The following is a 25,385-nucleotide window of genomic DNA, read 5'->3' as shown; positions in this document are numbered from 1 at the left end:
TTAATATTTTTAGAAAACAATAAGGTCACACTCCTTATAATGCTCATCACAAAATAATCACAATTACTTATAAAGATATTACTTGATTGCATTAGCTTTTTTTATGTTTGTTTCAACCATGGTTTCATGGATTGATGCTCGCTATTCGCTTATTCCAGATAAGTTCATCCTTCCTGCAATTGTACTGCTAGGTTTAATAATGGCGATAGAAGGGTATCTGGATAGTAATCACATTTTGGCAGTGATCCTTATAATTGTGATATTTTTAATACCGATCGTACTTAATCTCCCTTTTGGAGGGGGTGATTTGCGTTTTGGAGCATTTTGCGCATTATTTTTGGGATTGGAACCGTTAGGATATTTTCTTGGATTGGCAGGGATTGTTCATTTGATCATTATGGCATTGTTACGCAAACGTGAGTTTGGATTCGCTCCGGCGATGAGTATTGCATCTCTTGTCGTATATGGAGCTGTTCATGCGTAGGGGTTCTGTCGCTATTGTTCCCTTATTGTTTGCCCTTATGCTCTTTTTCTGGTTTATGTGGTTTTTGGGAGGGGAAAATGATTCTCTTCATGAAATCAATAATGTTGAAAATTTGCAGCATATTCAAGAAGAGTTGATTATATCAGCGACACAGCAATACATCGTGTTACAACAGAATGGGATGAGTGAAGCGGAGGCTAAAGCTTCGGTCAACACTTATGTGACCCATATGATGAAACTCAATAAGATCCAAGAGTAGGAACAATGATGATAAAAAGAATAGGGATAGGTGCGCTCTTATTGACATCTATTATTTATGCTCAAACGGCTACAACAGAGACTATCTTTCATCCTCTGGGGAATTCTCTTGGCAAAGATATACACGGGAATGAGCTTTATAAGCAACAAGTGACGATCTCAACAACCAATTATGAAGTCAATACCTTTTGGAATCGTTTTTTTGATCCTGAAAATAAAACAAGAAGCTTTACTCAGATTAAAACTACAGCCACTGCACAGTTGAGCGTCGAAGCCTCTTCGGCCTGCTCTATCGCAGGAAAAGGAGAACTTGCCTCGCAGGGGTGTTCAGGACAAAAACCATTTTTGGTAAATGATGTATCCGTAGCCGGACTTGCTAATGAAGCCAGTGTCAGTTTGATGTTTCAACCGGTTTATAAGGATGCCGGCACTCCTACAGGATTATACACAGACACATCGGCGGATGCAATGATCTATCCGCTTGATATTCAACGAGATGAAGATTATTACAAAAATGATGTGCCATTAGGTGCGAAAAAATCGTTTTCCAGCTTTTTTTCAGAGATTTTCCAGTTTTTCTTCTCTTTTTTTGGTTTTACATCTCAAAATAGTACAGATTATCTAGACTCTCCTGTGGTCAAAATTGACAATGTTACATCTGCAGATGATGAACGTCAGCGTTATAGAGCCAATATTATTGCTGGGGTACAACAGAAGTATTTAATGTCGACGGGTACAGATCTTCATCCAGGCTTGTTATACACACCTGTTTCTCTTCTCCATTATAAGCAAAAAAACAAAGAAGAAAATGTTGCCAGTTGTCAATCAGCGTTTTGGCCGATGACCATGATGTGTCGCATAATGACTGGATTCACATCAATGTTTTTTAATACAACATTATTGAAAAAAAATACATCCGGAAGTGCGGTTAAATCTGACCTTATTACCCTTGATACGGAAAATGCGTTGCTCGCGCTAGCGGGTAAAATAACGCCGGCAAAAGTGCAGACGACGGCTACTTCTGCACCTACCTCATTGTTTTCAGGCATGTTCAACTGGATGAGCAAAATGATGAGCATGATGTTCGGTACAACTACGGTGACTGCTACTACCCCTGTTTACTCAGAAACAAATTATCAGTTTACAGACGCGGAAGCAATGACAATGACATTAGCGGTAACAAAGGATGGCGGGGCAACGGTTGACCGTTTTGAGACTTTTAAACTCATGGGGATTCATTCGACGAATGCTGCTCAGGGGAGTGGTGATGAGACGTGTACCGTAGAAAAAAAGGAAACAACGTATTCTTTCTTTTTCCCGACAGGTACCGCGACAACGTATGAAACATTTTACAAATCAAAAGGAAGTACTGCGACTGCTTGGTCTATGAAGTTACAGACAGGTGGATTTATATTTATGCCAACATACACGACGTATAACACCCATCAATTATGGGTGTCATGGTGTGCCGGAAAAGGGGTAGGTGGTTCTTCTGTTGATGGAGGTAAAACGTATACGGTAAAAAGTTATAACAATAACGGTATAGGCTTGGGCCGGGGATTAATACTGGATCTTAAAAAAATTACGCTCAAGCCTACGGATCCGCTCAGCACAACACAGATTAAATTGATAACTGTAACACACTAAAGGTAGCCTATGATCATTGCATACGTTTCGACAATCGAAAAAGAGTGTTTTACTCGTTTAAGAGAGTTTTTTGACGATGTCGTCAACTTGAATAGAATTGACGAGTTTATCAGTTTTTATGCTTCGCATCGTAATCGGGATATTGTCCTCATTTACCGTGTCGAATCCATGACTGAGTTAGAAATGCTTCACCAGATTAATTTCAGCAATAATATTTATATTATTGTTATCGGTCCTGATGATATTAACCTATCCTTACGCGCCGGCAAGATGGGAGTTGATAAATACATCAGCCGAAGTGACGTCAATCCCGAAGCGATCAAACAAATGGTTGCCCACTCTCAAAGCGTCATAAAAGAGCGTCGGGGAAAAAGCAATATCGCCGTCTTTACCGGTATCAGTGGCGGAGTGGGGACAACGACTATCACGATGAACTTAGCGGCGATGGTAGCGGCTAAGCATCCGGAAAAAAATGTTCTCTTTTTGGATTTTTCTTACACCAAATCGGTATCTAATCTTTTTTTTGATGCTTTTCAACCTCAAAAAAATATCATCGATATTGCGTCGTTAGCCCGTTTGGATTTGGAAGATTTGTTTGCTAATGGCTTAATGAAATATGATAAAAATCTTTTTTTTATTCCGGGAATTCAGCGTCATACCGATCGTGAAACCTTGGAAAAAGCGGAAAATATTCAACGCTTTTTGGCCTTTATTACGTTTGCGAAACAATTTTTTGATCTTATTTTGATCGATGTGGGAATGTTTGAAGATGTTGAACTCGAGATTGATATCCAAGAGATCGCCGATCAGATTTTTGTCGTTACCGAACTGAATATTCCAGCCATGTCGATTTTGAAAACCTACATCGATATTATCGATAAAAGCGGCTGGTACAGCAAAACTCATATTCTTGTCAATCGTGAAGATTCGTTTGGCACCGTGACCCAAGATGAGGCAACGATGATCCTCTCCAAAGATTCCCGTCATAAATTTGAAGTCGATTTTACCCTCCCCAATGATGCCAAACATTTACGTCCCTGTTGGAATGAGGCGATGCTGGTGTGTGAAGAGTTTCCGGAGAGCAACTTCGTTAAACGACTTGAAATGATGATCGATCGTTATTTTTTCACTACGTCGATGGAACAGGTAACTGAAACCAAAAAACCGCTCAATCCCCTTTGGACTAAGGTGAAACAATGGCTTTAAAAGAGAAGATGCTTCGGCGCACTGCACAGATTGCCCAAACCGTTATTCAACATTCTCAAGATATTACTCTAGAAGATGAGGAAATGGTGCAAGGATGTCAGGTTTTTTGTTTTCCGATGCTGTATCAAAACAATGATTATCTGGAGTTGGCTTATACTATTTACGATACTTTTATCGAAAAGCTCAATCCTAAAATCCAGCTCACTGAAAAAATGATTCGTGAAGTAATTGCGCGACATATTGCCGAGTACAGCCTTCCCAAAGCAAATTTAAAAAATGAGATTATTGAATTGATTGTCGATAATCTCCTTTATTATGGCCCAATTTCGGCGATTATACGCAATGCGGGACATGATCTGAATGATATTATCATCAACACCAAAGATTATATTGATGTCATTTATGGCGGACAAACCATTATAACTCCCTTTAGATTCCGCTCAGAAATGGAACTGCGTCGTATTATCAATCGAATGCTCAGTGAATCGAACCGCAAAATCGATGAGTCCCATCCTATTGCGTCGGCCAAACTTGCAGATGGTTCACGTATAGAGGTTCAAATTCCCCCGGTTGCAGCCAATGTGGATCGAGAAGGTAAACCAGGTTCGTACGTCACCATCCGTAAATTCCGTGAGATCCCTTTATTGTTCGAGTCGATGCTGGATGGGGCGCAAATGGATTTAAAAATAGCCTATTTTCTGTTGAAAGCAGTACAGGGAAAGCTCAATATTGTCGTATCGGGGGGAACTTCGAGTGGAAAAACCACTTTTTTGAATGCGATTACCCGTTTTATTGATGAAGGGGACCAGCTTTTAACGATTGAAGATACTAAAGAGATGAAACCGCAAATGCCCTGCCACAGCATTAGGTCATTTGAAGCTCGCATGGAGAACGAGGAGGGGGTCGGGGCGATTACGATCGAGCAGTTACTGCGTACTGCCCTGCGATCGAGCCCTCGGCGGATTATTGTAGGGGAATGCCGCGGGCCTGAGATCGTCACGATGCTGAATGCGATGAATACAGGTCATCCCGGGTCAATGACGACCGTCCATGCCGACGATACGAAAGAGGCGATTATTCGTATTGAAAATATGTTTTTGGAGGCGCGTCCAAGTGCTAACATGACCTTTGTCCGTTCTCAAATTATCAGTGCGGTGGATTTGGTAATTCAGCTGGTTCGTTTTCCCGATGGCCGGCGTCGTGTTGTCAAAATCTCAGAACCCGAAAAGAGAATGGAAGAGAACGGTATCGTCTCGATGCTGGATATTTTTGAATTTAAACGCAATTCCTTTAATGGAAATCCGACGGATTCAAACGGAACATTTAATGCGGTGAGTGCACCGGTACGATCAATAAACAAAATGGCACAAAATGGTGTGGAGATCGAGAAAAAGATTTTTGACCCCGATTTTATTGTTACCAAAGACATGCTGATTGGCGAGTTAAAAAGTTTTCATCCCAGTAGAATGTGCGGATGGGAAGATCATTATTTAAGTGAAATTATCAAAAACAGTTATCAAGAAGGGAAAAGCATTTTGGAACGATGGCCGAATTTGAAATGATGACGATCTATCTTGTTTTTGCCTTTTTATCGCTCTTAGCGGCGACAACAGTGTATTGGTTTGGCATTGAGATGTACCATTACCTCCGTTTGGTACGGCTTAAAAATATGGTTGCGGATTCGTATGGAAATGAGCATGGATCCTTGGATATCAATACAGAGGATAGCGATCTCAATGTATGGGAACAACGGATACAGAGAATGTTGAGGTTGGCCGGTTTGGAGATTAAGTCCTGGCAGTTGTATGCGATTACTCTACTGGTGTCGGCTGTTTTTGGTACAGGTTTTGTCCTCTTTCTGCAGCATTGGTTGGGATTGATAATCGGTGTTTTTGCGGGGATCGGTGTCGTCATTATGGTGTTAAACGGAAAAAAAATGGGACGAAAAATCGAATTCAACCGTTCTTTTAGTATCGCCATTTCTGTCCTTGTTAAAATGATGCGTAATGGTATTGGATTCGAACAGGCGTTGAATAAATCAGTAATGACATCGAATTCCGTGATGTTTCGAACCATTTTTGAACGCTTTTTACATGAGAAAAATCGTATCGGCGAAATCGAAGCATTTGAGAATATGAATCGTCATATCGATTCAAAAGAGCTCCGTATTTTTGCTCTTGCTGTCAAAATCGGTCGTGAGAGCGGAGGGCACTTCTCGGCAACACTGGAAAAAGTGGAGGAGACCCTTCGGTACCGTAAGAAAATGCAGGACAAGGTGAGTGTCGTGACCCGTGAAGCAAGTATCGGTTCTTATATGGTGGCCTCACTCAATATCCTTTTGTATTTTATGATCGATATGAATTTTAACGGAAAAGTGAATGAGTACTTTTTGAATTCTGAATGGGGTCGTTGGCAATTATTCGGGATCGGTTTGTGGATGATTATCGGATTGGCAGTCAATCGTCTGATTACAAGGATTGAGGTATGAGTGTATTAGTGGCAGCGGCTTTTTTTGCCCTTTTGAGTGCGATAGGCGCTTTTGGATACTACGCCTACCTCACGTACCGACGCAATCGGTGGATGCAGGAAATTTTCGATGTCCAACAAATAGATATTATAGAAGATCACTCCAGTAAATTTGAGAAAATGTTCAAGCTTAAACTCACGCGTGCCGGATTGAGTAAAAAACAGTTGATTGAGGTTGCATTGGCGGGTGTTATCGGCGGTGGAGCTTTGGTGGTGCTAATTTTTATTTTGGACCTGTCATTTTTCATGAATATGCTCCTTGCTCTGGCAGCATTATCGATGGCAGTGGGAACCGCTCCATTGTATTTGGAAGAGCAGATATCGGCACGGATCAAACGTATTGAAGAAGACCTTTCGATTTTCATTGATTTGTTGATCATTATTTTAGAAGGTGGAGGGGGATTGAACAATGCGATCGATCAAGTGACGCGAGACGGTGCAAGTGTTATACGGCGTGATTTGTTGGAAGAATCAAAGTTGTTTAAAAACGAGTATGTAACCTACAGCAGTGAAATTGCGTATGACAACCTGATCCGTCGGACGGGATCAGACGCGATTGCGACCATCGTCAATTTTATGCGCCTCTCCGAAGAGACAGGAATCGGAGTCAAAACAGTTTTTGAAAATCAATCGCGCGAGATTAAAGAACAAGAGATGTTGATGATCGAAAAGAAAGCGGCAATGATGAATGTTAATTTGACGTTAATCATGTTTTTGTTTATCTTGCCGGCGATGATCGCAATGATCGCTTTTCCCATTTCGGCCGATGCACTCATGAGTGGATTATAAATAAAGGAAATGTATGAATAAGAAAAGAAATATTCTGCTTGGAGTCGGATTTTTGTCCTTGGCGATATTTGCGATAATAGTAACGGCAATGATGTATGTGATACGTGAACAAAATAGCTCCGATTCAGAAAAGAACGTTGCGGTCTATGTGGCGACAAAAAATATTGTAACAGGCCAAAAAATTACACCCGATGATATTGCACTTCGTTCACTTCCGTACGATTATGTCGGAGCTGAACCTCTCTCGATGGCGGATATTGTTGATCACTATGCCCGTGTTGATATTATGAAAAATGACTACTTGCGTTTTGAAAAGCTGAGTCTGAAGATGCCATCCATGAGTGAACCCATAGCGGATGCCCAGAAAATATTGGAGAATAATAGTTCGAAAGAGGGGGCGACGCATGATGTCATCAGTATCCCATTGAATGTTTTTAAAAATCCTGATACGTCATTGCGGGTAGGAGACCATATCGATATTGTCGGTATATCGGAATACGGTGAGGAAAAACACCAATTTGCGACGCATTATATTGCATTGAATCTTTCCGTGAGTGGATTTATGAAAGATGGTAAAAAGGTTGAAACGATTGTGTCCGTTACCATAGATGAAAAAACGCAAGCTTCGACCAAAGTCCTCGCCGATGAGATTCTTTTGGAGATGTCCCCGAAAGAGATTGGCCGTTTTTTGAGTCTTTATTATCGTTCGCAAGAACTGAATAATGATCGTTCCCATAATTCGAATAATCTCTATCAGGGACACATTTGGATGATTCAATGCAACTCTGCCGGTTCTGCTGCTGAGGAAGCACTGAAACAAAAGATGATGGCTGGGCCTACTCTCCCTCGTCACACCAAACATAATACGGTGCGGCCTTTGCCTGCTCTACCGAAATTGATAGCGTCTCCCAAGGGAATAGTCTCTTATGAACATTAAACCAAGATGGCGAAAAGGGTTCGGCCTTGCCCAAATCATGGCGATGATCATTGTGGTCATCCCAACGTTTGCCTTTATTATAACGATACTGTTTGATTACTGGACGGTGATGCAGCTGGATAATCGATTGAAACTGATGAGCCATCGCACTATTATTATTATCGATAACAACGAAACACTTGGCACCTTTTCACTCCCGGAAGCTGAAAAAACAGTCATAGCATCATTATGCCCTCCCAGTATGCCTACACTGACTTTTGTCAGGATAGGTGATATGCCAGCGGGACAAACTAAAATTGAGTCTACCCTCGCGTATGATAAATTTAATCATTTAGAAGCGAAGAGCGTGAGTTCGATCATCACGTCGTATTCGTATCGCGATCAAAATGGATCGTTTAAACAAGAATGTAAAGGAACACTGTGAAAATTCTACTGATGTTGATGGGGATAATGGTATCGCTTTGGAGCCGGGATTTGGTTGTTTTCGAAAATGAATTTCATGTTTTTACGGCAGAAAAATCGTTTAATCAGGTCGTTGTCGGGAATCAGGATGTGCTCAAAGTGACGGTTATGGACTCTTCTGCTAAGCCCAATCAAATTTTGCGCTTATTCGGCAAAAAAAGCGGAAATACCTCGCTTCTTATCCGTTATAACGACAATACCGTTGAAAATTATCAAGTCTATGTGAATCAAAATCTAGGTTTTGTCCAAAAAATGATCAATACGATTGCGCCAAAGATCACTCTTCATCGCGCAGGGGACGGTTCGACAGTTTTAGGAGGACATTTTAGTGATCCGCATCAGAAAAAAAGGGTGTATGAACTTTTATCCAATGCGGGAATTGATGCTAACAAAACCATGGATTTAAGTCAGACCAAAACAGTCGAGAAAATGATCCGTACCAAATTATACCTGGTGTCGATTGACAATGATCGTGCCGAAGAACTCGGCGGTGCAGTTGGACTCAACTATTTTGCCAAGAATGGTAAAGTAGCCATTAACTCGACAGCCAAAACGTATGCCACATTTAGCGGTTTTTTACTCGATCAGACAGGGGTATTCGCCGATACGGGCAAAGCATTGTTGGCAAATTTGAGTTTCTTGCAATCCAAAGGGGTAGCTCGAATTCTAGATGATACGGTTTTGCTCAGTACCGAGGAACAAAATGCCTCTTTTCATGTTGGCGGGCAGGTTTATATCCCCATCGGTATGACCTATAACAATAACAATTTTCCGACCATCAATTTGGAAGAAAAAGAGTATGGGTTACGTATGACAATACGTCCAAAATTTTTGGAAACAGAGGGATATATGGGGATTAATGTCGGTATCTCCGACAGTGAATTCGATATCGATCCAACCCATCGGGTACAATTGGGTGAGAATATTTATGTTCCGGCATTTAGATCAAAAAATATCACTACGGATGTTGTAGCCCAAAGCGGTCAGGTGATTGCCTTGGGAGGGCGGCTTCATACCGAATCGATGAACCAAGAAGAGAAAGTTCCATTGTTGGGTGATATTCCCCTTTTGGGTTACCTGTTTAAACGGACGGTCGACTCCAAAAAAGCAAATGATTTACTTTTCTTTTTGGTCCCTGAAATCGTCGATTCGAATAAACCCATGAATGAAGCCGATTTTTACCACACGTTCCAACATGAAGCGGATGAGATGCATGAGCTGCAATCAATAATACCACAGGCAATTCCCCCTAAACCTGTAGAAGAAGTGGTTGCAAAACCATCTGAAAGTGTTGCCGAGAGGGCTGAGGGGCGAGAGCATCAGATGGAAACGCGCAAACTTTTTCTTCGTAATAATACCTCCTCTTAAGAGCAGATGGGATGATCACGGAAGGTGAAGAAAACCTATAAGGCAATGGCCAAAAACTAATCTCAAAATATAAGCATAGCTGATAATAAGAATGGTAAAAAATAATTTGTAATTTATAATTAATAGTGATAGAATACCATCACAAAAATATCACAAAGGTTTAAAAAATGTTAAAAAATATATGGGCTCGTATTAAATCGCAAAAAGGGATGAGCGGCGTATTGGTCGCTGTATTATTGGTTGTTGTGGGCGTTGGCTTAGTTGCCGGTGTAAATACGTACATGAAAAGCGCACAAGGAAAAGTAGAAAAAGCTGGAAATGATGCTATTGATGCTGCTGTTCCTGCTGCTCCTGCCCAATAATGTCGATGCAGAGACGCCATTCGTCTCTGCTGCTACTTTTAGGATTCCGCGCTTTTTTTCTTTCTGAATTACTCCTCTCTTTATCTTTAAGTCCATTTGCATTGGCTATACTTACTCTTACAGATTTACATTATGAACGGATCAATCCATGAAACGAAAAATCGGAAAATTTAAAAGCTCTATTGCGACCCTCGAACTCCAAGACCGCGTATTACGCGAAAATACGTTGATTTTGGCAGAGCCGGGATCGGGTAAAACACATCTTGCGAATAAAATCCGTGAATTTGTTATCGAGAGCGGCATCCCGACCCTGTATCTCGATTTCTCCGATCCAACCCCGGATCAAGTTGAAGAGAAATTCAAAACCAGCAGTGATTTTCACTACATGCGTTTTGACGAGAGTGATGCGTTCAATGCTGCTTTGGATGCGGCGATTGCGGAACGACAAAACATTTATATGGCGGTCAGTCCCTCCTTTTTTGCGAGTAAACGGGATATCAAAAGCAAGCTTTCCCAAATGATGCAAAAGCGGGAGCTTTTGGACAACTATTACTACATTATGCAGGAGATTGCGAGTCTGGAAGGGTTTTACACCAAATTCGAGGACTTCATGTTTTACATTTTCGATCTCGTCAATCTGAAAAAATTCGGACTCACCTTTTTGGCGCAGCCCCATGAGATGTTTGAAAATCCCCGTATCAAACTGCTGTTTTCATTCCTTTTCGTCGGGCGCTGTACGAATGCGTACTATTACAACACGACCGTTCTAAGATCGATGGAGCCGAATACCTTCTTGTATCAGCACCGTGTCGATAACCGTTCTCTTCTCTTTAACAACATCCAAAGCGACATCGTATTTATTGACAAGTAAGCCTCTTCTTTGATTCCTCTCCCTTTTTTAATGATCCTCGCCATGATGCTCTGGGGCGGGGGATGGGCTGCTCTTAAAATTCTTACCGAAAACGTACCGTGGGAAGTGGTGACCTTTTGGCGCTTTGCCCTGATGAGTATCGCATTTTTGCCCATTTTGTGGTGGTACAAAAAACCGATCCGTATTTCTGTCCACTCTTTTGGATGGGTGAGTGCGAGCGCTTTTTTGAACGCGGTATTTATGGGATTGTCGTTTTGGGGCGTTTCGGTGGGAACGGCAGGGGCGGGAGGCGTTCTCATTACAACGCTCAGTCCGATACTCACGGTATTGATTGCCATCCTCTTTTTAGGGATGAAACCTTCCACCCGTCATGGGATCGGACTGGTTATCGGTCTGGCCGGGGGAGCGGTTATGCTCGAAGTGTGGCACAGTGAACTTCTGACGCACGGCGGAAACCTCATTTTTCTTTTGTCTGCTCTGGTCTGGGCCCTACTGACCCTCTGTGCACAGAGGTCGCGTTTGCATATTGATCCCATCCATTACTCTTTTTTATTGGGGCTGATCGCAACGATCGGGATGTTTTTTGTTGCGTATTCGCATGGAATAGGGAGTGTCGTGAACCAGGATATCCGCTTCTGGAGCGCTCTGATCTATCTGGCGGTACTGGGGCAGACGGTTGCTTCAACGATCTATTTTATCGCTTCGGGTGAGATGGGTTCGGGACGGGCAAGTTCGTACATGTTCTTGGTTCCGGTGTTTGCCTTGGTTTCAAGCTATTTTCTTTTGGATGAGATCCCCTCACTCGCCTTAGTGATCGGCGGTTTGATCAGTATGATTGCGGTCTATTTGATCAACCGCAAATAAGCTATTTTTTGTTTCTAAAGATTTCAAATTCCTCTATCGGAAGCGGTTTTGAGAAATAGTACCCCTGAATTTCATTGCATCCCTGTTCATGAAGATACTCGAGTTGGGCTATCGTCTCTACCCCCTCGGCTATCGTTTGTAAGCCCAAGCTTTTTGCCATGCTGATGATCGCGGCGACGATTGCTTTGTCTTCGGGATCAACATTGATATCTCGAACAAAGGATTGATCGATTTTGAGTTTATAGATATTGAATTTTTTGAGATAACTGAGGGAAGAATATCCGGTCCCGAAGTCATCAATGGACATTCGGATTCCCCTTTGATGCAAATCATTCATAATATTGATCGCTCTTTGCGGGTCATGCATCGCGATACTTTCCGTGAGCTCAAGTTCTAAATATTCCGGCGGCAATCCTACCTCATTGAGTATGTCAGCAACCAGTATGGGGAGGTTGAGAGAACGAAATTGGACCGCAGATAGGTTGACCGCCATTATGATTGGTCTCCTTCCCTCATCCATCCATTTTTTTGCCGTTTGTACAGCAACGCGCAATACCCATTCTCCTATCGATAAAATGGTTCCGTTCTCTTCGGCGATAGGGATAAATTCGGCCGGTGAAACGTTTCCAAAATCGGGATGGTACCATCGCAGGAGAGCTTCCGCTCCGATGATATCCTTGTTCTCAGTGGAAAATTGAGGCTGATAATGGAGCTGTAGCTGGTTTCGCTCGAGAGCGTGACGCAGTGCATTGCCCAATTCGAGGTGGCGGGAAGAATTTTTTTGCATCTCTTCGGTGAAAAAATAAAATCCGTTTCGACCCTCTTGTTTGGCATGGTACATTGCCGTATCGGCATTTTTATAGAGGGTTCCGAAATCCGTTCCGTCATTAGGATAGAGTGCGATGCCGATAGAACCGGTTACACTGAGTTCATGCATTTCGATGTGGAAAGGTGTTTTGAAGGCGTCCAAAAGTTTCTGTGCAACCTGCGCCGCTCCATGCATGGAAATATTGGGAAGTAAAAGGATAAATTCATCCCCTCCCAATCGAGCGATGGTGTCCTCTTCTCGCAGCATGGATTGGAGCCGTTTGGAGGCTTCGATCAGTAAGTCATCGCCGATACTGTGGCCTAACGTGTCATTGATATCTTTAAAATGATCGAGATCGAGGAACATAACGGTGATTTCGCGATGATTCCGCTTGGCAAGACTGAGTAAGTCTTGGATGCGGCTATCGAGTTGTGCACGGTTAGGCAAACCGGTCAGCTCATCAAAATTGGCAAGATAGTGAATCCGTTCTTCCGCGGCTCTGCGTTCCGTGATATCTTCTCCGGATGACAATATACCGATGGGATGTCCCTCGGCATCAAACAGTGGTGTATTGTTCCACAAAATGAGCCGCTCTTCCCCTTGTTGGGTGAGAACAGGATTTTCAAAAGTGGAGACATTCAATTTGTTTTGTTCTAGCACGTCATGACTTACATCTTGAATGGTTGTTCTCAATCGCGCCGGTATAAAGTTCTCTATCCAATTTTTACCGATGACTTCATCCGCACGGTAGCCGATAATCTCACACCCCCGACGATTAATCAGTTTGACATTCTTATCGACATCTAAAATCAATATCATGACACCCACAATATCGAGATAGTTTTGAGCGGTCTCTTTTTCATTTCTGAGTGCTATTTCACCCATTTTTCGTACCGTTATGTCTTCATAAATACCGACGATACCGGCGATTTCATGATTCTTGTTATAAAGCGGTACTTTGGAGGTACTGAGCCAGATAACACTTCCGTCCGGGGTGGTTTGAGGCTCTTCAAAAAAGAGTTTCGGGATACCGGATTGCATTACACGCAGATCATCGGCACGATAAAGCTCAGCTTGCTCTTTCCAACAGAGTTGCGTATCATTTTTTCCGATGACGTTTTGAGGATCACTCTCTCCGGCATCATTGGCGAAAATCAGATTGCATCCCAGATAGTTGAGCTCTTGGTCTTTCCAAAAGATGCGTACCGGAGAGGTGTTGATAATCGAGGTCAAAAGATTATTGGTATCCGCGAGGGAACTTTCAGCTGCATCTCTCGCCCGGTCCCGGTCAAAACTCTCCAAAGCATAGCTGATGTCCATCACCATCTCTTCGAGCAGTTTTTGCGCCGGTTCATCAAAAGCGCCTTTCTCTTTAGCATACAGGGTGAACACCCCTATCACGTTGCCGTTGCGTTTTAGGGGAAGTGCCGCGGATGAGCCCCAGCCGTATTGTTTACCCCGCTCATGCCACTGTGCGGTTATCGGGTCATTTTGAAAATCTTGACACCAGAAAGGTTTGTCTTCATGAAATGCACGCCCTGTCGGACCCTGTGCACTCGGATCATTGGGATTGGTAGAGATCCTAAGCCCTTTGAGATAGTCGGTTCCCTCCCCGTAAAAACTCACCGCTTTAAAATAGTCTAGGGATGGGTCGGTCATACCGATCCATGCCATTTGCATCCCGCCGAAGTGGATGGCATCACGACAAATGACGGGAAACAGTTCTTCTTCATCGCGAGAACGTACGATCGCCTGATTGCATTGGCTTAAAGCTGCATAGAGATTTTTTAGCCGTTCATTATTGGCAATCAGCTCTTGCAGTCTCGTTTGTGTCTCACCAAGCCACCCGATCACACTCTCTTGTGTTCCTGGTTGCACGATGATAGGGTGGGAGAAATCTCCTTTGCCGATTCGGGAAATATGTTCATGTACTTCATCGATACTGCTCCCCAATATCGACTTAAGAAGCGAATGGAGGCGCCCAAGCATCAAGAAAAATAAAATTCCGATCATAATAAAAACAAGGCGCAAGATCAGGGCTGTCTTTTCTGCCATCTCTACGGCTTTGGATGTTCGCTCGTCCATAAGCGTATAAAATTCGTTGATAGGGCGCATAATAGAGGCTTTGGCTTCATGATAGGTTGCATCATGGAGAAGCTCCAGGGCTTTTTGTTTTTGAATGAATCTTTCGTCAGTTGAGCCTTTGGTATCGATCAGCTTCATGGCTGCAAATTCTATTTTGGTGAGTGCATCGGAGTTGTTTTTGGCTTCGGAGAGTTTGGCAAATTCTGTTGCGGTAAATCCGGCTTGACGCATCCTGTCGATGAGCGCGACAGCGTCGTTACTCTGGGGACGCGGACGTGTATCGTTTAATTCAACCAAATCCCAATAAATATTTTGATAATCATGGGGGCGCGGTTTTTGACCGTTCCGGATATCGAGAATTTCTTGATAATGTTTTTTGTAGAGCGGATTTTCAGTCACGATGTATGTTCGAACCATTCGCGTTAAATCGTCTGAGGATTGGCGTAACTCATCGGCGAGGAGAAACGAGTATAAACGAGCTTCATTGGTTCGGTCGATCTGTTTTTCCGCGTAGACATAGATGCTGAATGAGAGAATTAAAAGTAGTAATATGGCAATCGTTTGCCAAAGACTTCGGATAAATGGGGAAGAAAGATATTTTGATACGAACACATCGCCTCTTTATCGGAAATATTGAATGATTACGATGATAGCATAGATCTAATCATTAGCGTTCGATTCGTTGCCAAAACATTCTAAAGTAGAAATAATTTGCAGGTAATTATGAGAAAAAATATCTCTTTTGCGCATTGTTGTTGGAAAAGAGAAAATTTGTCATAATCGACTAAAGCGGCTATAATTGCACAATTTTTTCGAGGAGCATACCGTATGGGAAGAGCGTTTGAATATCGTAAAGCCGCCAAAATGAAGCGTTGGGGAAATATGTCGAGAGTATTTCCAAAATTGGGCAAAATCATTACGATGGCGGCCAAAGAGGGTGGGGAAGATCCCGATATGAACCCGAAACTCCGCACGGCGATTTTGACGGCAAAAGCGCAAAATATGCCGAAAGACAACATCGAAGCGGCGATCAAACGGGCTTCCGGTAAAGATGCTATTTCTCTGGCGGAGATGAATATCGAGGGAAAAGGGCCGCATGGGGCACTGTTTTTTGTAGAGTGTGCTACCGATAACAATGCTAGAACGATTTCAAACGTCCGTACGATTTTTGGTCGTGCCAAAGGGGAAACCCTCAACAACGGTTCTTTGGAATTTATGTTCAGCCGAAAAGCGGTGTTTCGATTTCCAAAGCCTGCTATGGACTTGGAAGAGCTTGAATTTGCACTCATCGATGCAGGGTTAGAGAGTATCGAAGAAGAAGAGGGTGAAGTGAGTGTTTATGGCGAATATACCGCATTTGGAGCACTCTCCGCTGAACTTGAAAAGATGGGGATTACCCCTGACAGTGCCGCATTGGAACGTATTGCAAACTCTCCGGTAGAGTTTAGCGATGAACAGATGGCGGATATCGAGAAACTGATCGATAAACTCGAAGAGGACGATGATGTCCAGGCGGTTTATACCAACATCGGTTAATTTTTCCCCATTTGGGGAAGCTTCTGCACTTCCATCACACTTTTATCACATATAATATAAACTTTTACACCATTATTTGCTATACTTTATCCAATCTATTACGTTGCAGGAGAAAAAATGAAATTTTCACGATGTGCCAAAACGGCTTTGCTGGCCTCTTTACTCTTTGGATCACTAGCGAGCGGACAAGAGTTTAAAGTGCTTCCGATCCTGGATAAAAATTTTTGTCCAAATATCCAAGTCGGTGTATCAGCAGGTTATATGAACCTCAAAAATGTCAATGCCGAAGGTTCAACGGTAGGGATCGAAATCTCTCTTGATTGTCCGGTTTTCACCTTGCCGTGGGATAATCTCCGACAGCAAATCATGTTGAACCATTTTGACAGTGACGGTTTGGAAATGACCAATCTCGAATTCAACCCGTATTATCTCATTACGTTGAATAACGGCGTTGAATGGGGATTCGGACCTGGTTTTGGGGTCATTTTTTCAGATACAGATCATAAAAGTGATACGGTATTCACACTGCAAGCCGGAACAGGTTTAAAATACAACATCAGCAAAGAGCTCTATACGGGTGCCGATCTACGATGGCAGTGGACCCAAAAAGCGGAATTAGCACAGAATTATACAGAAGATCTTGACAATTATCGTGCACAGGTAAAAATCGGATACCGTTTCTAAAAGCGTTGCTCGTGAACCCCGCTTGCGGGCGGGAAGAGTGGGCGGTGGGTCGAGTTCTTACTCATCCGGATGGGTGGTGTTGGTATAATGAACTTTTGCATCCAACAGAAGTGTTTTTGCGAAGTGTGCCTTGGTTCCTGAGGGAAAATGGGGATCTTTGAGGAGCACGGATATTTTGGTACTTCTATTTTGCTCGATCAGCCGTTTGAGTTTCCCCTCCCCCATCGCATACGCGAAATCCGCCAGATACCAGCTTCCAAACTCTTTTTTGAGGTGTAGGATATACCGTATTACCGCATCGGTTGAGCGGTCAACATCGAGCCGTCCATCATTCCCTTTTTTGACCGATAATCCGAAATTACGGGCACTTTGTTTACCGAATTGCCATAATCCTGCTGTCCCGTAACCTCGTGCAGAGGGGTTGAACTTTGATTCGGAATAGGGGATGAGGGCAAAGAAAGGGGGAATGCCGGCATCGGCAAACTTTGCCTCGATTCGTGAGAATTCCTTTGTCGTTGCTTGATACCGTTTGTAGAGGGGAGGGAGGGTGCTGCGATGCCGCTCCAGAGTCGTATCCAATGCGGAGGTATCCAGTAGAGACTCTTCACTCCCCAAGGAGAGGAGGGAGAGATTGATGGCTTCTACGTCGCTGCGCCCGTAAAGATTCAGAGTCGTAAAAACAAAAAGGAGTAAAAAGAGGTATTTTTGCATTACTGTCCTTTATTGTTAAAGCTCAATCCTAGCGTAATAGGTTTAACAGGTCAATTCTATCGGAGTATGTTACAATAGACGAAAAAAAGCAATCTTTGATGAAAAATAAAAAACAGTTCATTCTATTTGACAATGACGGCGTATTGGTTCATACAGAACCTCTTTATTACGAAGCAAACCTGAAAACCTTTGCCGAAATGGGGATTCAGGTGGATGAAAAATCTTATCACGAGATTATGATTGCAGGTAGCAGTATTTTTTCGATAGCGGAATCGAAAGGGTTTAATGAACATGAGATTCGGTTATGGCGTGACAAACGAAACGAATACTATCAAGAGTTGATTTCCAGTCAGGATATTGTGATCCCCGGTGCGCTCAAGGTCATCGAAGCACTTTCCAAACGTTTTCAGATGGGGATTGTCACCACCTCACGGCGGGTTGATTTCGAAATGATTCATAAAGAGGGGCATTTTACACAGTATATGGAGTTTATCTTGTGTGTCGAAGACTATCCGCGTGCAAAACCGTATCCAGACCCCTATCTGGCAGGACTTTTGCGTTTTAAAGCGACCCGGGATCAAGCGATCGTGGTCGAAGACAGCGAACGGGGGCTACGTTCGGCTTTCAATGCCGGTATTGATTGCATTATTGTCGAAAATGCGTTTACTGCAACCCATGATTTTACGGGTGCGCTCTCCCGAATCAAAAAGCTGGACGGACTTCTCGATCTACTTTAAAGCTCAGCAATCAAGAGCGCTGAGACTCCCTTTTTTGGCGTAGAGGGTTATTCATAGCGTAATGCATCGATCGGATTGAGCCGGGCCGCTTTGCGGGCGGGAAAATAGCCGAATACTACCCCTACGAGGGTAGAAAAGCAAAAAGCAATCAGAATCATGGAGGTGTTAAAGACCAGCGGCAGATCGAAAAAGAGGCTGATCCCCACTCCGACGCTGATCCCCAATATAACGCCGATAACTCCTCCGAGAGAAGAGAGGACGATCGCTTCGACTAAAAACTGCAGAAGAACTTCCCGCTCCAGGGCTCCGATGGCAAGCCGTATTCCGATCTCCCGCGTCCGTTCCGTGACGGAGACGAGCATGATATTCATAATCCCGATTCCCCCGACCAAAAGGCTGATTGCCGCAACGGCACCCAGTAGTATCGTGAGGGTCTGGGTCGTGGTGGAGAGGGTTTGGACGATTTCGCGCATGTCGCGAACATTAAAATCATTTTCGTCCCCTGCATGGATACGACGCCGTTCTTGCAGCAGCGCGGTAAGGGAGGATTTGACATTTTCGATCATCGAAGAGGTGGTAGCCGAGACCATGATGACCGAAATATCGCGATTACCGCTGATACGGCGTTCAAACATTCCCAACGGGACGACGATGAGATCGTCTTGATCCATTCCGAACATGGATGCCCCTTTTGTCTCCAGCACACCGATAACATGACACGAAAAGTTTTCTAAACGGATCGAGGAGTCGATAGGATCCTGATCGCTAAAAAGCTCTTTGCGTATGGTCGCTCCGATGACACAAACCGCTTTCCCCCCTTGCAGCTCCGCGCCACTGAATATTCTCCCCGACTCTATTTCCCAGTCTTTGACGGTGAAAAAGTCGTTGTCGCTTCCCGTTACGGTTGTCGAGTAGTTTTGGTTGCCGAATACCGTTTTCATCCCCTGTGTACTGATAGGGGCGATCGCGTGTATCTCCGGAACTTCACGTTTGATACTTTCAATATCGCTATGGGTAAAAGGTTTTGTATTGACATCTGGGTTTCGAGGCCCGTGGCGATCCTGTCCTGGCTGAATCACCAGCATATTGGTTCCCAATTTGGAGATGGTGTTGGTAACGTAGGCGGTTGTCGCATCGCCCAGCATGACCATCGCGATAACCGATGCAACCCCGATGACAATCCCCAGTGTTGTGAGAATCGAGCGCATGGTACTGCGGCGAATCTCGCGCAGGGCAAGTAAAAAAGCGTTCCAGATCATGGGAGGGCCTTTGTTTCAGGGAGCGTATCAATCTTACCGTCCCGGAAATGGATCGTCCGTTTGGCGTAAGCGGCCATATCATGTTCGTGGGTGACCATGATGATCGTGATCCCCTTTTCCCGATTAAAAGATTGGAGCAGTTCCATCACCTCGATGCTTTTGGCAGTGTCGAGATTCCCGGTTGGCTCATCGGCGAGGAGGACAAGAGGGTCGGTGACGATGGCCCGTGCGATAGCGACCCGCTGCTGCTGACCGCCTGAGAGCTCGCCGGGGGTATGGTGGGCGACGTGTTCGAGTCCGACGCTGCGCAACGCCTCCATCGCCTTGGCATGGCGCTCGTGCGCCGGAAATCCACGATAGAGCAAAGGGAGTTCAACATTTTCGATTGCGGAGGTTTTTCCCAGCAGATTGAACCCCTGAAAGATGAATCCGATGTAATGGCGTCGGAGCAGGGCGCGCTGATCACGCGAGAGGGTTCCGATATCAACCCCTTGGAACAGGTACTGCCCGCTGCTGGGGGTGTCGAGACACCCGATGATGTTCATAGCCGTTGATTTTCCCGATCCGCTGGGTCCCATAATGGCAACGAATTCCCCTTGGGCGATCTGCAGATCGACACCGCACAATGCAAAGGTTTCGGCCTCGCCCTCTCCATAGGATTTAACCGTCTGGCGCAGCTCAATGACGAATTCGGGAAGAGTATTTATCATGGTTCTTGGATCCCGATTAAAACCGAATCGTTGACGCTGAGATTTGAGCTTGTGATGACGGTCGATATCCCGTCGCTTTTACCGGTTTTAACCGCTACTCTGAGGGGTTTGTTGTCTCGCAGTACCCATACCTGGCGTGTAGAAGCATCGGCGTTATTTTTCGCTTTTTTCTCATCGTTCTTTTGCTCGGAGGGAGGAGTGAAACGGAACGCAGCGTTCGGAACGCTCAGGACGTTTTTGAGTACGCCGGTGATGATGTAGGCGCTTACCGTCATCCCCGGTCGTAACAGCTGATCAGGATTCTGTACCGTCACGACGGCGTCATAGGTAACCACCCCATTGACAATTTGCGAATTGAGCCGCAGCTGCGTAATGCTCCCCATAAATGTTTTGCCCGGATAGGCATCAACGCTAAACCGGGCCTTCTGTCTCTCCCTCACCTCTCCGATATCGGCTTCATCGACACTGACAATCGCTTTCATCTGCGTGAGGTCTTCGGCCATCGTAAAAAGGACCGGTGTTTGCATCGAGGCGACGACAGTTTGCCCCGGCTCAACTTTGCGTTCGAGGACGATGCCGTTGATCGGGGAGACGACGATCGCTTTATCCAGATTGTACTGATACGATGCGAGTTCATCGGATGCTTGTTTAGCCTGTGCGAGGGCGGCATCGTATTGGGCCTGGGCTTTAGCCATCGCCGTACGGATATTATCCATCTCCTGTTTGGATGGGTAGTTGCCTTTGGTTGCCGTATACATTTGGCGAACCCGTTCCCATTCGTTTTGAGCGTAGCGGAGGGCTGCCTTCGCCTCGGCGACATTGGCTTGGTATCGGGAAAGGGCCGCTTTGGAACTCTCGACGGCAGAAGCGAGGCGGGTCGTGTCGAGCCGCGCCATCAGCTGACCTGTTTTGACCTCATCGTTGAAGTCGACGAGAACCTCGGCAATCGTTCCGGAGACTTCGATCCCTACGTCGACGGTATTGGTCGGTTCCAGATTTCCGGTGGCGGAAACGGTCGTGGTGAGGGTTTTACGCTCCACTGCCGCACTTTGATACGCCACCTCCTCCTGTGAACTCATTGCATAGGCATACCATCCCACTCCCATCAGCAGGAGTGCAATGATCCCTCCCCACAGATATTTTTTGCGGGAAGGGGCGGAATTTTGGGTAAGTCCCAACGTGTTTTGAATCGTATCGGGTGAGGGGTTCATAGCGTCTCCTTGCTGGCGTTGATGGCAAAATGGAGTTTGGAAAGTTCCAGCTGTATGTTGATTTCATTGATCTTAATCGTGTACTCTTCGATCGCTTTCGAATTGGTTATGGTCTGGAAGTCATACCCTGTTTTCGTTCCGGCATCGTATCCGGCTTTGGTCGCCGTAATCAAATCCTCATAAAGGGAAAGATTTTTGCGTGTGATAGCGATGTAATGGCGATAGCTTTCGATGAGTTCGAGTGATTGCGCATACGATGCTTTGGTCGTCCGCTCGATATCGGCGCTCTCGGCAGCTTGTTTGAGATAGGCGGCTTTGGATTCCTGAATCGCTGCGGAAGCGTTGTAGGTCAAAGGGAGGGTTATGGATACCCCTGCGCTGTAAAAATTGCCGCTGTAGCCATTGGGGAGTTCTTTGGGATCATACTCTTGGTACCCTGCTGAACCGTTGATGGCGATAGAGGGAAGATAACTGCTTTGTGTCACATTGTAGAGGGATTCGTAGGTCTGGTTTTGAGAGCGGGCATAGCGCAGATCGAGATGATTTTTCAAGAACTCCTCTTCTTTCACCAGAGTAAAAACCGGCAGAACGAAGGTGTCCGGATCGATGTCACTGAGCTTCGCTATCTCCAGCCGCTGCCGGGAAATCTCATATCGGAGCGTTGTTGAGGTTTTAAGCTCTACGCTTTTGTTCATCAACGCGTTGTTGAGCTCTGTAATATCGGCTTTTCCGGCATCAAAGAGATGGCGTTTGATGAAAATTTCAATATCGTAATTATCGATTTTTTTGGTGCTTTGTTCGAGTTCGTAACGCTTTTTCCGGTAGTTGAGCAACGCGGTAAAGAGCTGATTGTTGAGGGTGGCGATTTGCTGATGCAGCGCGATCGTTTCGGTTTGTACTTTCGCATCGGCGTATTCGATCTGATACACGATCCCTCCGGAGCGGAAGATGTCTTGCGAAATCGATCCGGAGAGTGTTTTGAGATCACTGTGATAATCGCCGGACGCACTTTTATCGTAGCTGTACGACCCTTTCAGATTCAGCGGCGATATCCAATTGTATCGGAGTTTTTGATGTTCGGCTTTGTACTTGTTTTGCTGTTCGTGCAAAACGGATTGTTTCTCAGCAGATAAAAGCTCCGTTTCTTCCGCTTTTATGCAACTTTGGGATAAAAGTATCGCTATCAGATATAGGGGTGTCAGTGCTTTCATAAGGTATATTGTACTCCCTTTTTTTCATAATGATCATCAAAGCCTGAAACGGTATTGTTAAGCTATTTTACTGCGCAGTTCCGTGATGTGGTATATCCACTGGTCTCGTTGTTTCGGGTACAGAAGAGATTGCTCAAGCTGCGGGGTGATACGTTTGTGCTTGGCTATCCGCAGCAGGTGGCGTATTTCCGTATCCATTCCGAACAGATCGCAGTAGTTGGCTACGCCGACTGAAAAAACGTCAGGGTTGGAGTCGAGCAGTTTTTTGAGCTGAACATGATAGGCGGAACGTAATAGGTCCCCGATCCGCTCATGCCGCCCGGGCAGGTTGATGAGATTTATAAATTCTTTTTTGATTGCAGACGCATCCCCTGCTGCGGCATACTGCTCACATCGTTCTAATTTTTCCTGCCATACTACGTTAAGCTCCTGTGCCCACGGCAAAATCATCAGTTCCGAATTCCCATCGATCAAGCTGTAGGCGGAACGCCAGTGGCTGTGGGTTATCGCATGGTGGAGATTCACCGCAAGCGAAACAAACATTTTAAGATGGGCGAACTCTCTTTCGTATTGAGGGATCAGACTGAACTCACCCAGGAGTAACTGGGCATATTCAAAGTTTTGTTTTTTCAATGCTTCGGTAATGGCGGCTATCAGCTCGCCGGCTTCTTGGATGAGCTCATTGTAGGAAGGAAGTTTACGTAAGAAGGGATAGCGTAGGGTGAGTTGGTTGATCTGCGTGTAGTTGTGTTCATGTACGGCTTTGGAATACCTTTTGAAAACATCGGTATTCTGAATCAGCAGAAGTACGAAGGGACGCTTGGCATTGACCGTTGCAAAAGGGGCCAGTTCGGCCTGAGCCTCTCTTTTCTTTTCCATGAACATCAATTGTTGCGCTTTTTTGAACCGTTCGCTCCATTGCTCTTCCACTTTTGCGTAGAGCGCAGTGGAGTTTAAAAGGGGAAATTGTTCAACAAGGCCATAGAACGGGGAAAATTTCTGATGATCGGAAAGATACATCAGCTGTTTCATATGCGAGAATGCCGCTAATAATGCACCGATCTCTTTTGCCTTGGTCGGCTGGAAGGGCTGCAGTTGCATTTTTGCCTGTTCAAGCTCCCCTTTTTCGAGTAAAACTTTGGCGTGTTGTAGAGTGCGTTGAAACAGGGATTCCAGAAGGTGATAGGTTTGGCTCTCTTTGAGCAGAGGCTCTTGTTCACACAAAAGATACGCTTGTGCATACGATTTCGATTCGACAAGCCTTTCGAGTTCATGAAACGGGAGAAGATCGAATTTAAAAAGTTCTCCGGCTACGGTTCCGACGTAGAGGTTATTATTGTCATCTTTGCACAGTGCTGCGATCGGCTGATCGACTTCAATATAGCGCTCATAAATAATCTGCATCGTATTGGCATTGATCAAGGGAACATACGGTTTGTCTCCGACGGCCAGGACATAAGGTTCTTCCCCGATTTTGAGCAGCCGAGCAATGGTATTCATGGAAGTAGAGAGACGCTGATTGGGGTGTTTCCCTTGCAAATCGATTTTTAAAAGGGTTCCCCCTTTGTTTCCGATGATGAGACTCTCTTTATAAAAGAGCAAAGCAGTATTTTCAACGTAACTCGGATGATACCGCTTGGTATGGGTCTGGGATCGGTACTCGGTTAAAACGACACTGCCTCCATACCCGGATGTGGCCAGACGATTCCCTTCAAAAGTCAAGGCGGAGACAAAATTAGTTTTTGGTCTGATATACAACGAGGTATATTCAGGATAGGAGTGCAACCTGGAGAGGAGAACAGGCGAATCGTAGCGCCAGAGCAATACCCTCCCTTGGTTGGTCCCGCAGACAAAATGGAGACCATTGGGTGCAAACATGAGTGTCGTAGGGGTTTGCTGATCGAGTTCAAAACGGGTGAGTACTTTTTTGTCTTCAAGATCAATCAGGGTTAAGGTTTCACTCTGAGTGGTTCCGAAAAGAAAGTGCATACGGTTCGGATCAAAAGCGCATAAAAGGTGAGTATTTTCAGGAATATTCAGCCGTATGATTTTTTGGTTTGTCCCCGTTTCGGTATTGTAAAGATAAATTTCATGAAAAGCGGTTACAACGCCGAGCAGGGGATATTGAAGAGGCTGTATCAGAACGATGGGTGATTCAAAGCGTGTCAAACCGGTTTTAATAGGCATATTTTTTGGGTTCTCTGTTTAGAGTTTTTGGCTGTAACTGCAGTATAGCACAACATAACTCAGATAATATCGTTTTTTGTAATGATTGGTTACAATAGGCTGAACAGATTTGATGCAAGGAAAAAAACCGATGCAGACAGACAGAAAGAAAATCATTCAGTATGCGCTTGATTTTGATATTGACAACATCAATACTTATTCGGGATATAAGGGTGATTTGATCGTCAAAATTACGACCAAAGATATGCATGCGGTTGTCGCAATACGGAAATTTGCGAACAGCCTGGATGTGAAAGAGGTTGTCGTGAAACAAAACCCCCATCTTCTTGAATTCGAAATTTTTTGTGTGACTCCTGATAAAGAAGTGTATCATTTGAAAACAGAAAAGGTGATGGAGGAGATTCATAGCAAACATCCGGTTAACGATGTGTGGGGCGAAACAAAAATGAAATAAGGGTAGGTAATGCAAACG

General features: G+C 44.6%; 24 protein-coding genes. 17 read left to right on the top strand and 7 right to left on the bottom strand.

What is annotated here, in order from left to right; all coding sequences use genetic code 11:
- The first annotated feature begins 82 nt into the window (after window positions 1–82).
- The 13 genes from WB308_RS03715 to WB308_RS03655 all read left to right on the top strand — a co-directional run bounded on the left by WB308_RS03715 (window position 83) and on the right by WB308_RS03655 (window position 11,774).
- Complete coding sequence (locus tag WB308_RS03715; protein WP_424189124.1) at window positions 83–484, top strand: prepilin peptidase; 402 nt, start codon at window positions 83–85, stop codon at window positions 482–484.
- Window positions 477–743 carry a hypothetical protein gene (locus WB308_RS03710; protein ID WP_424189122.1) on the top strand — a complete coding sequence of 89 codons (267 nt, stop codon included), beginning with the start codon at window positions 477–479 and terminating at the stop codon, window positions 741–743. Before WB308_RS03715 ends, WB308_RS03710 begins: the two co-directional genes overlap by 8 nt.
- Window positions 744–751: 8 nt before the next feature.
- Window positions 752–2,389, top strand: coding sequence for a hypothetical protein (locus WB308_RS03705; RefSeq protein ID WP_424189120.1), 1,638 nt, complete (start codon window positions 752–754; stop codon window positions 2,387–2,389).
- Between the two features lie 9 nt (window positions 2,390–2,398).
- Window positions 2,399–3,595: an AAA family ATPase gene (locus WB308_RS03700; RefSeq protein WP_424189118.1), complete on the top strand. Its 1,197-nt coding sequence runs from the start codon at window positions 2,399–2,401 to the stop codon at window positions 3,593–3,595.
- On the top strand, window positions 3,586–5,157 hold the full coding sequence (locus tag WB308_RS03695) for a CpaF family protein (RefSeq protein WP_424189116.1): 1,572 nt from the start codon (window positions 3,586–3,588) through the stop codon (window positions 5,155–5,157). Before WB308_RS03700 ends, WB308_RS03695 begins: the two co-directional genes overlap by 10 nt.
- Window positions 5,139–6,083, top strand: coding sequence for a type II secretion system F family protein (locus tag WB308_RS03690; protein WP_424189114.1), 945 nt, complete (start codon window positions 5,139–5,141; stop codon window positions 6,081–6,083). The genes WB308_RS03695 and WB308_RS03690 overlap by 19 nt, the downstream gene beginning before the upstream one ends.
- A complete protein-coding gene (locus WB308_RS03685) occupies window positions 6,080–6,910 on the top strand; it encodes a type II secretion system F family protein (RefSeq protein WP_424189112.1) in 831 nt (276 codons plus the stop codon). The genes WB308_RS03690 and WB308_RS03685 overlap by 4 nt, the downstream gene beginning before the upstream one ends.
- Before the next feature lie 13 nt (window positions 6,911–6,923).
- Window positions 6,924–7,847, top strand: a complete 924-nt coding sequence (locus tag WB308_RS03680; protein WP_424189110.1) for an SAF domain-containing protein — start codon at window positions 6,924–6,926, stop codon at window positions 7,845–7,847.
- Window positions 7,837–8,271: a hypothetical protein gene (locus WB308_RS03675; RefSeq protein WP_424189108.1), complete on the top strand. Its 435-nt coding sequence runs from the start codon at window positions 7,837–7,839 to the stop codon at window positions 8,269–8,271. The genes WB308_RS03680 and WB308_RS03675 overlap by 11 nt, the downstream gene beginning before the upstream one ends.
- Window positions 8,268–9,677, top strand: coding sequence for a pilus assembly protein N-terminal domain-containing protein (locus WB308_RS03670; RefSeq protein WP_424189106.1), 1,410 nt, complete (start codon window positions 8,268–8,270; stop codon window positions 9,675–9,677). The genes WB308_RS03675 and WB308_RS03670 overlap by 4 nt, the downstream gene beginning before the upstream one ends.
- Before the next feature lie 167 nt (window positions 9,678–9,844).
- A complete protein-coding gene (locus WB308_RS03665) occupies window positions 9,845–10,039 on the top strand; it encodes a hypothetical protein (protein ID WP_424189104.1) in 195 nt (64 codons plus the stop codon).
- A gap of 148 nt (window positions 10,040–10,187) precedes the next feature.
- Window positions 10,188–10,910, top strand: a complete 723-nt coding sequence (locus WB308_RS03660; protein ID WP_424189102.1) for an ATP-binding protein — start codon at window positions 10,188–10,190, stop codon at window positions 10,908–10,910.
- 9 nt (window positions 10,911–10,919) lie between these two features.
- Window positions 10,920–11,774 carry a DMT family transporter gene (locus WB308_RS03655; RefSeq protein WP_424189100.1) on the top strand — a complete coding sequence of 285 codons (855 nt, stop codon included), beginning with the start codon at window positions 10,920–10,922 and terminating at the stop codon, window positions 11,772–11,774.
- A 1-nt stretch (window position 11,775) separates the two neighbouring features.
- Here the strand turns inward: WB308_RS03655 and WB308_RS03650 are convergent, their stop codons facing one another.
- Window positions 11,776–15,279 carry a sensor domain-containing phosphodiesterase gene (locus tag WB308_RS03650; RefSeq protein WP_424189098.1) on the bottom strand — a complete coding sequence of 1,168 codons (3,504 nt, stop codon included), beginning with the start codon at window positions 15,277–15,279 and terminating at the stop codon, window positions 11,776–11,778.
- A 216-nt stretch (window positions 15,280–15,495) separates the two neighbouring features.
- Here WB308_RS03650 and WB308_RS03645 point away from each other — a divergent pair, with 216 nt between their 5' ends.
- Entirely contained in the window at window positions 15,496–16,203 is a 708-nt protein-coding gene (locus WB308_RS03645; protein ID WP_424189096.1) for a YebC/PmpR family DNA-binding transcriptional regulator, read from the top strand.
- Between the two features lie 117 nt (window positions 16,204–16,320).
- Window positions 16,321–16,887, top strand: coding sequence for an outer membrane protein (locus WB308_RS03640; protein ID WP_424189094.1), 567 nt, complete (start codon window positions 16,321–16,323; stop codon window positions 16,885–16,887).
- A 57-nt stretch (window positions 16,888–16,944) separates the two neighbouring features.
- Here WB308_RS03640 and WB308_RS03635 read toward each other — a convergent pair whose 3' ends face one another.
- Window positions 16,945–17,598 carry a lytic transglycosylase domain-containing protein gene (locus WB308_RS03635; RefSeq protein WP_424189092.1) on the bottom strand — a complete coding sequence of 218 codons (654 nt, stop codon included), beginning with the start codon at window positions 17,596–17,598 and terminating at the stop codon, window positions 16,945–16,947.
- A 98-nt stretch (window positions 17,599–17,696) separates the two neighbouring features.
- Here WB308_RS03635 and WB308_RS03630 point away from each other — a divergent pair, with 98 nt between their 5' ends.
- Window positions 17,697–18,335, top strand: coding sequence for an HAD family hydrolase (locus WB308_RS03630; RefSeq protein WP_424189090.1), 639 nt, complete (start codon window positions 17,697–17,699; stop codon window positions 18,333–18,335).
- A gap of 47 nt (window positions 18,336–18,382) precedes the next feature.
- On the opposite strand, the gene WB308_RS03625 is transcribed toward WB308_RS03630, so the two are convergent.
- From WB308_RS03625 to WB308_RS03605, 5 genes are read right to left on the bottom strand one after another with little or no spacing between them, the layout of a single operon-like run.
- The gene (locus WB308_RS03625; RefSeq protein WP_424189088.1) at window positions 18,383–19,594 is read right to left on the bottom strand and encodes an ABC transporter permease; all 1,212 of its coding nucleotides are present in this window, start codon (window positions 19,592–19,594) and stop codon (window positions 18,383–18,385) included.
- Window positions 19,591–20,304, bottom strand: coding sequence for an ABC transporter ATP-binding protein (locus WB308_RS03620; RefSeq protein WP_424189086.1), 714 nt, complete (start codon window positions 20,302–20,304; stop codon window positions 19,591–19,593). The genes WB308_RS03625 and WB308_RS03620 overlap by 4 nt, the downstream gene beginning before the upstream one ends.
- The gene (locus WB308_RS03615) at window positions 20,301–21,515 is read right to left on the bottom strand and encodes an efflux RND transporter periplasmic adaptor subunit (RefSeq protein WP_424189084.1); all 1,215 of its coding nucleotides are present in this window, start codon (window positions 21,513–21,515) and stop codon (window positions 20,301–20,303) included. The genes WB308_RS03620 and WB308_RS03615 overlap by 4 nt, the downstream gene beginning before the upstream one ends.
- Entirely contained in the window at window positions 21,512–22,726 is a 1,215-nt protein-coding gene (locus WB308_RS03610) for a TolC family protein (protein ID WP_424189082.1), read from the bottom strand. Before WB308_RS03610 ends, WB308_RS03615 begins: the two co-directional genes overlap by 4 nt.
- A 57-nt stretch (window positions 22,727–22,783) precedes the next feature.
- Window positions 22,784–24,913 (bottom strand): WD40 repeat domain-containing protein, encoded by a 2,130-nt coding sequence (locus WB308_RS03605; RefSeq protein ID WP_424189080.1) that lies wholly within the window; start codon window positions 24,911–24,913, stop codon window positions 22,784–22,786.
- Window positions 24,914–25,043: 130 nt separating this feature from the next.
- Between WB308_RS03605 and WB308_RS03600 the strand changes: the two genes are divergently transcribed.
- Window positions 25,044–25,367, top strand: coding sequence for a hypothetical protein (locus WB308_RS03600; RefSeq protein ID WP_424189078.1), 324 nt, complete (start codon window positions 25,044–25,046; stop codon window positions 25,365–25,367).
- Window positions 25,368–25,385: the final 18 nt, after the last annotated feature.

It is taken from the genome of Sulfuricurvum sp., assembly GCF_049587615.1.
Lineage (GTDB): Bacteria > Campylobacterota > Campylobacteria > Campylobacterales > Sulfurimonadaceae > Sulfuricurvum.
Note: the sequence above shows the minus strand (reverse complement) of the source record. Positions and strands in the feature narration are given on the sequence as shown.